This window comes from Mesorhizobium sp. M2E.F.Ca.ET.209.01.1.1 (assembly GCF_004010375.2).
Classification (GTDB): Bacteria; Pseudomonadota; Alphaproteobacteria; order Rhizobiales; family Rhizobiaceae; genus Mesorhizobium.
The window spans coordinates 1-282 of record NZ_SADP02001313.1 but is presented as its reverse complement, the minus strand read 5'-3'; the positions used below and the strand labels follow the sequence as shown (position 1 = coordinate 282).

1 pseudogene is annotated in these 282 nt (G+C 68.4%); it reads right to left on the bottom strand.

Annotated elements, in window-relative coordinates:
- Positions 1 to 282: pseudogene (locus EN852_RS40205) on the bottom strand (hypothetical protein); the annotation flags it as partial.

Below are 282 nucleotides of genomic sequence, written 5' to 3'. Positions count from 1 at the left end.
TCCGATCTCCGCCACCGCCGCCACCCGAAGACCAGCCGCCGCCGGAGCTTCCGGACGACCAGCCGCCCCCGGATGAGGACCGCCGGTGCGGCTCGAAGGTCATGCCGAGCCAGCGATAGCGTCCGGGCCCGAGCTTCTGGCCGAAGATCGGCGGCAGGACCGAGGCCGCGATGCTGCCGAAGAAAATGATCGCCCAGATGCTGATGAAGACGGCGAAGAACAGGTCGTCGGCATTGAACGGCGCCTGCTCGTTGCGCTTGCCACGCGCCTCCAACTCCTCCG